This window comes from Enterobacter sp. HMSC16D10, from assembly GCF_001807145.1.
GTDB classification, from domain to species: domain Bacteria; phylum Pseudomonadota; class Gammaproteobacteria; order Enterobacterales; family Enterobacteriaceae; genus Enterobacter; species Enterobacter roggenkampii.
Window position 1 is genome coordinate 63,643 of record NZ_KV787896.1, and the last position, 12,705, is coordinate 76,347.

12 protein-coding genes are annotated in these 12,705 nt (G+C 37.2%); all 12 read left to right on the top strand.

Features of this window, described 5'->3' with window-relative positions; all coding sequences use genetic code 11:
- The first annotated feature begins 85 nt into the window (after window positions 1-85).
- The 12 genes from rfbB to HMPREF3143_RS17375 all read left to right on the top strand — a co-directional run bounded on the left by rfbB (window position 86) and on the right by HMPREF3143_RS17375 (window position 12,693).
- Window positions 86-1,171, top strand: a complete 1,086-nt coding sequence (gene rfbB / locus HMPREF3143_RS17325) for a dTDP-glucose 4,6-dehydratase (RefSeq protein WP_045337051.1) — start codon at window positions 86-88, stop codon at window positions 1,169-1,171.
- Complete coding sequence (gene rfbD / locus HMPREF3143_RS17330; RefSeq protein ID WP_045337052.1) at window positions 1,171-2,070, top strand: dTDP-4-dehydrorhamnose reductase; 900 nt, start codon at window positions 1,171-1,173, stop codon at window positions 2,068-2,070. Before rfbB ends, rfbD begins: the two co-directional genes overlap by 1 nt.
- 53 nt (window positions 2,071-2,123) lie before the next feature.
- Complete coding sequence (gene rfbA / locus HMPREF3143_RS17335) at window positions 2,124-3,002, top strand: glucose-1-phosphate thymidylyltransferase RfbA (RefSeq protein WP_045337054.1); 879 nt, start codon at window positions 2,124-2,126, stop codon at window positions 3,000-3,002.
- Window positions 3,003-3,004: 2 nt separating this feature from the next.
- Window positions 3,005-3,547, top strand: a complete 543-nt coding sequence (rfbC, locus tag HMPREF3143_RS17340) for a dTDP-4-dehydrorhamnose 3,5-epimerase (RefSeq protein WP_032646464.1) — start codon at window positions 3,005-3,007, stop codon at window positions 3,545-3,547.
- 10 nt (window positions 3,548-3,557) lie between these two features.
- On the top strand, window positions 3,558-4,682 hold the full coding sequence (rffA, locus tag HMPREF3143_RS17345) for a dTDP-4-amino-4,6-dideoxygalactose transaminase (RefSeq protein ID WP_045337056.1): 1,125 nt from the start codon (window positions 3,558-3,560) through the stop codon (window positions 4,680-4,682).
- Between the two features lie 34 nt (window positions 4,683-4,716).
- Window positions 4,717-6,240 carry a lipopolysaccharide biosynthesis protein gene (locus tag HMPREF3143_RS17350; RefSeq protein ID WP_084832196.1) on the top strand — a complete coding sequence of 508 codons (1,524 nt, stop codon included), beginning with the start codon at window positions 4,717-4,719 and terminating at the stop codon, window positions 6,238-6,240.
- Window positions 6,241-6,256: 16 nt separating this feature from the next.
- Window positions 6,257-7,519, top strand: coding sequence for a glycosyltransferase (locus HMPREF3143_RS17355; RefSeq protein WP_070533834.1), 1,263 nt, complete (start codon window positions 6,257-6,259; stop codon window positions 7,517-7,519).
- Window positions 7,520-7,582: 63 nt separating this feature from the next.
- Complete coding sequence (locus tag HMPREF3143_RS25085) at window positions 7,583-8,197, top strand: acyltransferase (protein WP_032646459.1); 615 nt, start codon at window positions 7,583-7,585, stop codon at window positions 8,195-8,197.
- 1 nt (window position 8,198) lies between these two features.
- On the top strand, window positions 8,199-9,242 hold the full coding sequence (locus HMPREF3143_RS17360; protein ID WP_032646458.1) for a glycosyltransferase family 2 protein: 1,044 nt from the start codon (window positions 8,199-8,201) through the stop codon (window positions 9,240-9,242).
- Between the two features lie 26 nt (window positions 9,243-9,268).
- Complete coding sequence (locus tag HMPREF3143_RS17365; protein ID WP_290127723.1) at window positions 9,269-10,546, top strand: O-antigen ligase family protein; 1,278 nt, start codon at window positions 9,269-9,271, stop codon at window positions 10,544-10,546.
- On the top strand, window positions 10,539-11,549 hold the full coding sequence (locus HMPREF3143_RS17370) for a glycosyltransferase family 4 protein (protein ID WP_070533836.1): 1,011 nt from the start codon (window positions 10,539-10,541) through the stop codon (window positions 11,547-11,549). Before HMPREF3143_RS17365 ends, HMPREF3143_RS17370 begins: the two co-directional genes overlap by 8 nt.
- A complete protein-coding gene (locus tag HMPREF3143_RS17375; RefSeq protein WP_070533838.1) occupies window positions 11,536-12,693 on the top strand; it encodes a glycosyltransferase family 4 protein in 1,158 nt (385 codons plus the stop codon). The genes HMPREF3143_RS17370 and HMPREF3143_RS17375 overlap by 14 nt, the downstream gene beginning before the upstream one ends.
- Window positions 12,694-12,705 lie beyond the last annotated feature (12 nt).

The window sequence follows — 12,705 nt, forward strand, 5'->3', positions numbered from 1 at the left end:
CTCAATTTCTGAAACCGTCAGTTAATAAGTACTCAGGTTTCAGAGCGGCAGTATCCAGACATTTCCAACATACGGAACAGATAACGTGAAAATTCTTGTGACGGGCGGGGCCGGCTTTATCGGCTCAGCGGTTGTACGACATATTATTAAAAATACCCAGGACGACATCGTCAACGTGGACAAGCTGACCTATGCCGGCAACCTTGAGTCGCTTAGTGAAGTCAGCGATAGCGACCGCTATGTTTTTGAGCATGCGGATATTTGTGACAAAGATGCCATGGATCGTATTTTCGCAAAGCATAAGCCTGACGCGGTGATGCACCTGGCCGCTGAAAGTCACGTCGATCGTTCAATTACCGGCCCGGCTGCTTTTATCGAAACCAATATCGTCGGCACTTATGTGCTTCTGGAAGCCGCTCGTGCATACTGGTCAACGTTGGATGAGCAGGCGAAGAACGCCTTCCGTTTCCATCACATCTCTACCGACGAAGTGTATGGTGATTTACCGCATCCGGATGAGCATCCGGCATCAACTGAGCTGCCACTCTTCACTGAAACTACCGCGTATGCGCCCAGCAGCCCTTACTCAGCGTCGAAAGCCTCCAGTGACCATCTCGTGCGTGCCTGGCTGCGTACCTACGGTTTCCCGACTATCGTCACCAACTGTTCGAATAACTATGGCCCGTACCATTTCCCGGAAAAACTGATCCCGCTGGTCATCCTGAATGCGCTGGACGGCAAAGCACTGCCTATTTATGGGAAGGGTGACCAGATTCGTGACTGGTTGTATGTAGAAGATCATGCGCGTGCACTCTACACCGTTGTTACTCAAGGAAAACCGGGTGAAACGTATAATATTGGCGGCCATAACGAGAAGCAGAACCTGGACGTAGTGCATACGATTTGCGATCTGCTTGATGAGATAGTGCCTAAAGAGGGGTCATATCGCGATCAGATTACGTATGTTGCTGACCGTCCGGGGCATGACCGTCGCTATGCGATTGATGCACATAAAATTGGCGTTGAACTGGGCTGGAAGCCTGAGGAGACGTTCGAAAGCGGCATTCGTAAAACGGTGGAGTGGTATCTGAGCAATATCGATTGGGTGGAAAACGTAAAAAGCGGGGCTTATAAAACCTGGATTGAGCAGAATTATGGAGAACGTAAATAATGAATATTCTGTTGTTCGGGAAAAATGGTCAGGTAGGCTGGGAGCTACAACGGGCACTCGCGCCCCTGGGAAATATTATCGCCCTTGATGTGCATTCTACCGATTTCTGTGGCGACTTTAGTAATCCTGAAGGTGTTGCTGAAACCGTACGAAAAATACGTCCAGATGTGGTTGTGAACGCTGCTGCACACACTGCTGTGGATAAAGCTGAATCCGAAGTGGACTTTGCACAATTGCTTAACTCCACAAGCGTAGAGGCTATTGCCAAAGCTGCTGCTGAAATAGGCGCGTGGGTTGTGCATTACTCAACTGATTACGTTTTTCCGGGTACCGGTGATGCGCCTTGGCTTGAAGAAGATGCCACTGCACCATTAAATGTTTATGGCAAAACGAAACTGGCCGGTGAAAGAGCATTACAAGAGCATTGTCCAAAGCACCTTATTTTTCGTACCAGTTGGGTTTATGCTGGCAAAGGCAATAACTTTGCAAAAACCATGTTACGTTTGGCTAAAGAGAAAACTGAACTTTCCGTCATTAACGATCAGTTTGGTGCGCCTACCGGTGCAGAATTATTGGCGGATTGTACCGCTCATGCTATTCGGATTGCACAGAAAAATCAGGAAGTTGCTGGCCTTTATCACCTCGTAGCGAGTGGTGTCACTACATGGTATGATTATGCTGCACTGGTATTTTCCGAAGCCAGAAAAGCTGATGTTGCACTTGCAATCAAGCAGTTAAATAAAGTACCAACCAGCGCTTACCCAACCCCTGCATGCCGACCAAATAACTCTCGTCTTAATAATGAAAAATTCCAGCGTACCTTTGGGCTTGTTCTTCCCAATTGGGAGAAAGGCGTTAAACGTATGCTGAATGAGTTGTTTGCTGCGACAGCAATCTGAATATAATGTTAGTGCCCGTCACTGGGTACTTTTGCGTATAAAGAGATAATGAAATGAAAACCCGTAAAGGCATTATTTTAGCTGGTGGTTCTGGTACCCGTTTATATCCAGTGACCATGGCTGTCAGCAAGCAATTGTTGCCCATATATGACAAACCAATGATCTATTACCCGCTCTCAACGCTAATGTTAGCGGGTATTCGTGATATTTTGATCATCAGCACTCCGCAGGATACACCTCGTTTTGAGCAATTACTGGGTGATGGCAGCCAATGGGGTTTAAATCTACATTATAAGGTTCAGCCTTCGCCGGATGGTTTAGCCCAGGCATTTATCATCGGTGAAGACTTTATCGGAAATGATGACTGCGCGTTGGTACTCGGCGATAATATTTTTTACGGACATGATCTGCCTAAATTAATGGAAACGGCGGTCAATCGAGAAAGTGGTGCGACCGTATTCGCATACCACGTTAACGATCCTGAACGTTATGGTGTCGTTGAATTTGATAAGAATGGAACTGCCATCAGCCTTGAAGAAAAACCGCTAGAACCGAAAAGTAATTATGCGGTCACCGGATTATATTTCTATGATAACGATGTTGTAGAACTGGCTAAAAACCTGAAGCCTTCCGCGCGGGGCGAGCTTGAAATTACTGATATCAATCGAATTTATATGGAGCAAGGACGTTTGTCTGTAGCAATGATGGGGCGCGGTTATGCCTGGTTGGACACGGGGACGCATCAGAGTTTGATTGAAGCCAGTAACTTCATTGCCACTATTGAGGAGCGTCAAGGCCTTAAAGTTTCTTGTCCAGAAGAAATTGCTTACCGCAAAGGATTTATAAATGCTGAGCAAGTTAAAAAATTAGCTGTTCCGCTATCAAAGAATGCTTATGGGCAATATTTGTACAAAATGATTAAAGGCTACTAGTAATGAATGTTATCAAAACAAATATTCCTGACGTATTATTGATTGAGCCAAAAGTGTTTAGTGATGACAGAGGCTTCTTTTATGAAAGCTACAATCATACGAAACTTGAGGCCTGTGTCGGTCGTACCCTTACGTTTGTTCAGGATAATCATTCCAGATCAAAACGAGGAGTATTGCGTGGATTACATTATCAGACTGGGCCTCATGAGCAGGGAAAATTGGTCCGTTGCATTGTAGGTGAAGTTTTTGATGTTGCAGTAGATATCCGGCCGGATTCAGAAACTTATGGTAAGTGGGTTGGCGTTATATTATCTGCAGAAAACAAACGACAGTTATGGATTCCTGAAGGTTTCGCACACGGTTTTGCCGTATTAAGCGATAATGCAGAGTTTTTATATAAGACTACTGACTATTATGCACCCACAGCAGAAAGAAGTATTGCGTGGAACGATCCCACGTTAAATATCGAGTGGCCTTTAGACGAAAATGAAATAATACTTTCTGTCAAAGATATGAAAGCTGGCAGTTTTGCAGATTTAAAATAAAGGAAAAAAAATGATTCCATTCAATAAACCCTATTTACATGGGGATGAATTAGTTTATATTGCACAAGCTGCAAAAGACGGAAAGATTTCAGGGGACGGAAAATTTACTAAGAAATGTCACGAGTTCTTTGAAAAAAAATACAATTTTAAAAAAGTATTACTTACTACTTCTTGTACTGACGCACTTGAAATGGCAGCAATATTGCTGGACATTAAACCAGGAGATGAAGTAATTGCACCTTCGTATACATTTGTATCGACTGTTAACGCTTTCTCATTAAGAGGAGCAAAAGTTGTATTTGCTGATAGCTATACTAACAATCCAAATGTTGATCCAGACTCAATACGTGCTTTAATTACACCACAAACAAAAGCGATAGTAGTAGTTCATTATGCTGGAATTGCATGTGATATGGATAAATTATTGGCTATATCTAAGCAATATAATATTCCTATTGTCGAAGATGCTGCTCAAGCGATTGATTCATATTATAAGGAACGCCCACTGGGAAGTATTGGAGCATTTGGAACGTTTTCGTTTCATGAAACAAAAAATATAATTTCTGGTGAAGGCGGCATGCTTGTTATTAATGATGACAAATATGTCAAACGAGCCGAAATAATTCGTGAAAAGGGGACTAACAGATCTTCATTTTTCAGAGGTGAGGTTAATAAATATGGCTGGGTTGATATTGGTTCTTCATTTCTCCCTTCTGATATCAACGCTGCTTATTTATATGCACAACTCGAAAATATGGATGATATTCAGAACAAACGTAAAGAGCTTTGGCAACGTTATCAAGAAAAATTAACACCACTTGCACAGCTAGGACTTATCAATCTACCTGTGGTTCCTGAGTATGCCACTAACAATGCTCATATGTTTTATATCGTATGCAGCAATATCAACGTTCGTACTGATTTAATTAAACATTTGAAGGATAATGGTATACATGCTGTTTTCCATTATTTATCATTAAATAAAAGTGATTTTTATTTATCTACTAACGAAGATGTAAACTTAAAAAATAGCGATTTGTTCACTGACAACTTGCTGCGCCTTCCCTTATTTTATGAATTAACTTTAGAACAAGTTGATTATATATGCTCCAATATAACTGATTTCTTCCGATAGAAAGAAAAGACGAGTTGATACTTTGTGAGTTGGTATGTTCAAAAAAATATCTATACTATATGCATCTCAATTATATCGAGCTGCATTTCCGTTATTGTTAGTACCTTTGATTATAGGATTATTAGGCACGGAGCGATATGGAATAGTTTCATTCTTTACTATGCTTATAACACTTATGGGGTTGTTAGATGCAGGTATCAGTGGAACATTTGTGAAATTAATAGCGACAAATAAGTATCAACTCGTAAGTTTCGCTAAAGTAATTAGTTTGTTTTTGAGAGTCTTTTGTGGCTTTGTTTTTATTGCTTGCATAGTTGCATTTATTTTTAACTATTTCTCACTATTTATAGTAAATGATTGGTTGAAAACAACTTTATCTAACAACGAAACATTATTTTGCATAAAATTGATAGGTATAATTTTAGCACTATTATATTTGCGATCTTATTTACAAAGTTTCATAAATGGAATGGAAAGGCAAGATCTCATAGCCCTATGGGGAATGGTCTATACAACTTGTTTTTATGGTGGCGGTTATATTGTTCTTGCCTATTACTCGAATTCATTAGCTGCTTTCTTTAAAGTATTGCTGGCTTTATCTGTTTTAGACGTCATCGTTACGGCTTATTGTGTTTACTACGTTATGCGCAAACATAATAAGCAACTGGAAGAAAAAGACAATAATAATAGCCTATATGAAGACGATGATCTTTCATTTGGAAAAGTAATAAAGTTTTCTCTACAACTTTCAGGCTTATCAATGATATGGGTTATAGCAAGTCAAGTTGATAAGATAGCTTTATCGACATATACAACATTAACAAATTACACACAATACCAAATCGGTGGCCAACTTAGTGCGGTAATCTTAACTCTGGTTATTCCCTTGTCACAAATTTTATTGCCACGATTGAGTGCGTTAATAAAAGAAAAAAACGAAAAGCAATTCATATCATTGTTCAGCTATAGTTCTATCGCATATGTTCTTCTCCTTGCACCATTAGTTCCGTATATGAATGTGTTTGGTAATGAACTGATTGCCTTGTGGCTTAAAAACGATGAGTTAGGCATTACCGTAAATCTTTATGCTAAATGGCTCGTCTCAGCTACTTTTTTTGCCGGTATAATGAATTTTATATTCATTCTGTTATACTCTATTGGAAAGTTAAAATATCATTTTTATGCATATGCTAGTTATTCAGCATTAACAATTCCATTGACAATAATTATTGCTAAGTATTTTGGTCCACATTGGTCTAGTATTTTCTATCTAATTCATACCGTTCTATTTCTTCTTATATGGGGTGGTTATTGTCTTCACAAAGAAATGGGCTCTTTTGTGATAACATTGACCCTTCTAACATTCTTTATATTATTATTGTCAACGCTTATTTTTGAGAGTATAAAGCGTTTCTCTTTATTTTCTGATTATAAATATGCTTACATATTTGGGTCTCCGCTAATAAATTTTGTTGTTTTGTCCGTTGGGGTATTGGTTCTACGTAATTATATTTTTCAAGCGATAGCTAAAGTTAATTTAAAAAATATTAATATTTAAATCAGTGAGATGGAAAATGAAAATCTTACATTTGTCGACCGGTGATAGCAAAGGTGCATTCTATGGCGCTTATCGTACACATACAAACCTTAAAAAATATAATCATGACTCTGTAATGTGTGTATTAGATAAAACATCAAATGACCCTGATGTTATCGAGCTATCACAAACTAAAAGAAAGATATTTAGTTTTATAAATAAATTACTTCGCCGTTTGATTGTTAATCGTGATATAAATGAAGATAAAACCTATCTAATATATAACACAACATTCAGCGTTAATGACATATTTAAGAAATACACACAAAAGCCTGATTTGATAATTGTATACTATGTAGCTGATTTTCTCTCTGATAAGGACCTGCACAAAATACAAAGATATTATCAATGTCCAATCGCTTTCTACCTTATGGATGCAGGGATGATCACTGGTGGTTGCCATTATCCGTGGCAATGTGAAGGCTTTAAAAGTGAATGTAAAAATTGTCCTGCAATGCTGTATCCTAAACTTATAAAAATGCCACAGCGTGTGCTCAATAACAGAAAAAAATATTATTCAGAAATGGACTGTTTTTACTTATCTGCAAGTAAATGGCTAGATGAGCGCTGTTCGATGAGTGCAATAAAAGCCAGGCATGGAATGAAAAAAGCGCTGATTGGCATTGATGAAACTATTTTTACTCCACGACCGGCACACATAGCAAGTAAGCATCTCGGCATTAGCATTCCGGAAAAAAATCGGGTTATTTTTTTAGGAGCTCAGTCATTAAATGATCCAAGAAAAGGCGTTAAGTATGTTCAGCAATCGCTAGAATATATTAAAAAAACTTATCCAGAACTTTTGCAAAATGTAACTATTTTAACTGTTGGCGCCCAGTCTCAAAATATGATTATAGAAGATGTATCATTAGTCAATATTGATTTTATCCATGATAAGACTAAATATCCATATCTATATAACATTGCTGATGGATTCATTTGTTCCTCCGTTGAGGATGCAGGACCGATGATGATAAACGAAGCTTTAATGTCCGGCACGCCTGTTATTTCATTTAAAATTGGTGTGGCCGAAGATCTTATAATTAACGGGGAAAATGGTTTTCTTGCTGACAACATTAGTGCTAATGCACTGGCAGATGCTATAGTTAATTTTTTAAAAATATCTGTTTCTGAATTAACAGTAATGAAAAATTCCAGCAGAAATGGAGCTCAAAAAAAATGCTCATCATTATCACAAGTAGAAGCAATTGAGTCATTGCTAACAGGTACATTAAATTAAAAACAATCCATTTATGTGCAATGAATTTTAAAGAGAAAAAAGTTAATCAAATAAGGTTGGTATATGATTGGTTATAAATTACGTATAAAATTGATTAGCCTTATTTTTCTTGCATCGAAGTGTAAAAGAAAATTAAATGCGCTTTGTTTTAATATGATCACTGGGCATAAATTCAAAACGGTTGGGAAAAACTTTAAACTCAATGTTAAGCCTTATAATAAGAATAAAGATGGTGACACCAGATGGATAGATGGGCGAATCGGCGACAATTGTTGGATAGAGGCTGTATATTATTACGGTGAGCAATGTCTAGATCCACGAATGAATATTGGCAAACGATTATGCTTAAGTGATAATGTTCATATTTCATGCGCTGATGAAATAACTCTTGGCGATGATATACTTATTGGAAGTAAAGTATACATTGGAGATCACAGCCATGGAAGTTATAAAAAAGATCATTATGAATTTGCTCCTCCTGCCACAAAAATTTTAGGAGATGCAGCAGCTGTAAAAATCGGGAATTGTTGTTGGATTGGTGATAATGCCGTTATTTTGGCAGGAAGTGAAATATCTGATGGCAGTGTGATTGCTGCTAATTCAGTCGTTAAAGGATTGAAAGTTAGTAAACCAAGTTTAATTGGTGGGATCCCCGCTAAAGTTCTTAAGGTATTTTAACATGAATGTTTTTATCAGTATCTGTATACCGTCATATAATCGCGCAGAATTTTTAGAGCCTTTATTGGAAAGCATATATAACCAAGATTATGCTATTAATAATACAGACTTTGAGGTGATTCTTTGTGAAGACAAGTCTCCACAAAGGGAACAAATAGCTCATATTGTTGAAGAATATAAAATAAAAAACAATAGAACAAACTTACATCTTAATTTAAATAAAGATAATCTTGGTTATGATAAAAACTTAAAAAATTGCATAAGTTCTGCTACTGGTAAATATTGTATGATTATGGGTAACGACGATCTTCTGGCAGAAGGAGCATTATCAAAAATCGTTAGTGTCTTGAAAGCTAATCCTGAAATCGTATTGGCTACTCGTGCTTATGGCTGGTTTAAGGAAAACCCGAATGAATTATGTGATACCGTCCGTCATTTAACACAAGATACATTATTCCAACCTGGTGCTGAGGCCATTAAATTTTTCTTCCGAAGAGTTGGTGTAATTTCCGGTTTTATTGTTAACGCTGAAAAAGCAAATAAATTATCTTGTGATAAATTTGATGGCCGTTTGTATTATCAAATGTATCTTGCTGGAATGCTCATGGCTGAAGGACAGGGTTACTATTTCAGCGATGTTATTACTTTATCCCGAGATACAGAGGCTCCAGATTTTGGGAATGCAGGAACAGAAAAAGGCATTTTCACCCCGGGTGGTTATAAACCTGAGGGGCGAATACATATGGTTGAGGGACTTCTCCTTATCGCAAAACATATCGAAGATGCAACAAAAATAGATGGGGTTTATGATGGGATTAAAAAGGACTTAGCCAACTATTTCTATCCTTATATCCGCGATCAACTTAATCTACCATTTTTAGTCTATTTAAAAATGATAAATAGCTTCCGTAAAATCGGATTCTCAAATGAAAAGTTTTTCTATATACATGCCTTTTTGGGGTATATCTTGAAACGGAGAGGCTATGATGCATTAATTAAATACATTCGTAGTAAAAATGGCGGCACACCGCGTCTCGGTATTTAACCTTACAAAATTAAAAAAGTAGTTATATGAATATATTCTTTGCTGCGATATTATGTATTAATTTATTTTCTCCATACATCAGTTCATGGATGGTCGGAATCTTGCCATTTCCTCCTGGTGCCATCCTTAGAGATGTGTTGAACGCACTGTTTGTATTATCTGTACTTTTGCGTTTTGTCATTGATAGAAAAAAATCTCCTGTATCACTGATTTTTACCATCTTTGTATGGATAGCATTAATTTCATGGGTTGCAGCATTGATTATTTTTTCATCTGACAAAGTACAAGCAATAATGGGAGCTAGAAGTTATATTTTATTCCCCGCAGTCTTCATCTCTTTAGCAATATTGAACGTATCGTACCCAGAATCGTTAAATGTTAAAAAAATTGTTGTCTATATTATCCTTTTAATGTCTGCTGTTGCCGTCATATCGATTATCGATGTGTTAATGAAAGGTGAGTTCGTTAAATTACTTGGTTATGATGAGCATTATGCTGGTGATCAATTAAATCTTATTAACAGCTATGATGGAATGATTCGGGCCACTGGTGGCTTTAGCGATGCACTGAATTTCGGATATATGTTGGCGCTAGGTATCTTGTTATGTATGGAGTGTTTTTCGCAAGGATATAAAAGGACATGGATGCTAATTGTTAGCTTGGTTATTTTTACTGCAATCTGTATGACCCTAACAAGAGGGGCTATCCTTGTTGCGGTTATCATCTATGCTTTTTACATTATTTCAAATCGAAAGATGCTACTAAGCGGTATTACGTTATTTGTGATCTTTATACCTATTCTGGTCGTGTCCACAAATATCTTTGACAATTATATTGATACCTTAGTGGGCAGGTTTACAGACTCCTCGCAGAGTTCTCGTGGATCGACACAGGGACGAATAGATATGGCGATAAATTCATTGAGTTATCTTTCAGAGCATCCATCAGGTATAGGCTTAGGCACACAAGGTTCTGGAAATATGCTTTCAGAAAAAGATAATAGACTGAATACTGATAACTACTTTTTCTGGATGGCACTCGAAACTGGTATTGTTGGTTTATTTATAAATATGTTCTATATGGCAAGCCAATTTTATTCTTCGGTTTTTTTGGATAAAAAATATGGTTCACATCGAAACTATACTCATTTAAGAATCTATTTTTTGCTTGGAGTCGCTTTCTTTATAAGTGCTGCGTTAAGTTCTGCCCCTTCATCATCAACTTTTTCAATTTTTTATTGGTCGGTTCTTGCATTAATACCTTTTCTTAACCTAACCAACAACAGGTTCAATACTAATGAATAATAAAAAAATATTTATGGATGTTAGTTGGTCTAACATGGGCGGGATTGGGCGTTTTACTGATGAGATCGCTAAAAGACTCCCGGATATATCTCTCAAAAAAATATATAAAAAATGTGCTTCTCCTATAGCTCCCTTGGGCTTGGCTATTAATATTGCCTTACTTAATAAAGCCGATTTGATTTTTCTTCCTGGCTATATACCTCCTTTATTCTCCTCAAAAAGGTATATTGTGACAATTCATGATTTAAATCATCTTGATATAGATGATAACTCATCTTTTTTTAAAAAATTATTTTATAATTATTTTATTAAGCGTGGATGTCATAAAGCCTATAAGATTTTCACGGTTTCTGAATTTTCTAAAGAAAGAATAGCAAAGTGGTCAGGTGTTGAACCGGATAAAATTATAACTGTATTTAATGGCGTTTCTGAGGAATTTAATATTGATGTCCGACCAATGGAACTTGGATATGAATATCTATTATGCATTGGAAATAGGAAAACTCATAAGAATGAGCACCGTATAATTTCCGCTTTTGCTAAAGCAGAAATTAATCCTTCTATTAAACTCGTTTTTTCAGGAAATCCAAGCGATAATTTAGAAAAACTAATAATGGAGTGTGGGTTAGGTGAGCGTGTTAATTTTTTGGGGTTTATTTCCGACCATGACTTACCATCATTATATAAAGGCTCGAAAGGGTTAGTTTTCCCTTCATTATATGAAGGATTTGGATTACCAGTAGTTGAGGCTATGGCTTGTGGTGTCCCCGTATTAACTTCAACTACTTCATCCTTGCCAGAGGTCGCAGGAAACGCTGCTATACTGGTAGAACCTACTTCGGTAGATGCTATTACAGATGGCATTACAAAATTAGTTAATGATTCGATACTACGCGAGCAATTAATCTCTGAAGGCCTTATTCGTGCCCAAAAGTTTACTTGGCAAAACGTTATAAATAAGATCGAAATGGCATTTAAAGAGGCATGCAATGAAACTAAATGAGGCGAAAATATCTCTTGTTCATGAATGGTTATTAAGCTACGCGGGTTCTGAACAGGTCTCATCAGCGATATTACATGCTTTTCCTGAAGCTGAACTTTTTTCAGTTGTTGATTTCTTAACAGAAGAACAAAGAAAGAATTTTCTGGGAAAACATGCAACGACATCATTTATTCAAAAGTTACCAAAAGCTAAAAAATACTATCAGAAATACCTTCCATTGATGCCATTAGCTATTGAGCAGTTGGATCTTTCTGAAGCAGATATTATCATTAGCAGTGCTCATTCTGTTGCGAAAGGAGTTATTACAGGGCCAGATCAACTACATATTAGCTATGTTCATTCTCCAATCAGATATGCATGGGATTTACAGCATCAATATCTGCGAGAGTCTGGTCTGAATACTGGCGTTAAAGGGTGGTTAGCTAAATGGTTTCTTCACAAAATACGGATTTGGGATTATCGTACAGCTCATGGAGTTGATCACTTTATTGCTAATTCACAATACATTGCACGTAGAATAAAAAAAGTATACGGACGAGAAGCTTCTGTAATATATCCACCTGTAGATGTTGAAAATTTTGAAGTAAATAACGAAAAGCAGGATTATTACTTTACTGCCTCTCGTATGGTTCCGTATAAGCGTATTGATCTCATTGTCGAAGCTTTCAGCCAAATGCCAGATAAGAAATTGATAGTTATTGGTGATGGACCTGAAATGAAGAAAATACAAAGCAAGGTAAAAGATAATATAACTTTGCTTGGATACCAGCCATTTTCTGTTTTAAAAGAACATATGCAGAATGCGAAAGCGTTTGTGTTTGCAGCAGAAGAAGATTTTGGAATAATTCCTGTTGAAGCTCAGGCCTGTGGGACACCAGTCATTGCATTTGGCAAAGGTGGTGCTTTGGAAACCGTTCGACCGGTGGGTATCGAAAATCCAACAGGTATTTTCTTTAAGCAACAGACAGTTACTTCATTGCAGGACGCAATCGATGAGTTTGAGAAGACACAATCACTATTCACACCTAATGCATGTAGAGAAAATGCCGAAAGATTTTCGCGTGCAAGATTTGATCAGGAATTCAGAAACTTTGTAGAAGAAAAGTGGAGTCTTTTCACTACAGAGAAAATTATTAAACGTTAATAATGGTTTATT

Excerpts from the sequence above, each read along its gene's own strand:
- rfbD (WP_045337052.1), top strand. The coding sequence starts at position 1,171 with ATGAATATTCTGTTGTTCGGGAAAAATGGTCAGGTAGGCTGGGAGCTA.
- rfbA (WP_045337054.1), top strand. The coding sequence starts at position 2,124 with ATGAAAACCCGTAAAGGCATTATTTTAGCTGGTGGTTCTGGTACCCGT.
- rfbC (WP_032646464.1), top strand. The coding sequence starts at position 3,005 with ATGAATGTTATCAAAACAAATATTCCTGACGTATTATTGATTGAGCCA.
- rffA (WP_045337056.1), top strand. The coding sequence starts at position 3,558 with ATGATTCCATTCAATAAACCCTATTTACATGGGGATGAATTAGTTTAT.
- HMPREF3143_RS17350 (WP_084832196.1), top strand. The coding sequence starts at position 4,717 with ATGTTCAAAAAAATATCTATACTATATGCATCTCAATTATATCGAGCT.
- HMPREF3143_RS17355 (WP_070533834.1), top strand. The coding sequence starts at position 6,257 with ATGAAAATCTTACATTTGTCGACCGGTGATAGCAAAGGTGCATTCTAT.
- HMPREF3143_RS25085 (WP_032646459.1), top strand. The coding sequence starts at position 7,583 with ATGATTGGTTATAAATTACGTATAAAATTGATTAGCCTTATTTTTCTT.
- HMPREF3143_RS17360 (WP_032646458.1), top strand. The coding sequence starts at position 8,199 with ATGAATGTTTTTATCAGTATCTGTATACCGTCATATAATCGCGCAGAA.
- HMPREF3143_RS17365 (WP_290127723.1), top strand. The coding sequence starts at position 9,269 with ATGAATATATTCTTTGCTGCGATATTATGTATTAATTTATTTTCTCCA.
- HMPREF3143_RS17370 (WP_070533836.1), top strand. The coding sequence starts at position 10,539 with ATGAATAATAAAAAAATATTTATGGATGTTAGTTGGTCTAACATGGGC.
- HMPREF3143_RS17375 (WP_070533838.1), top strand. The coding sequence starts at position 11,536 with ATGAAACTAAATGAGGCGAAAATATCTCTTGTTCATGAATGGTTATTA.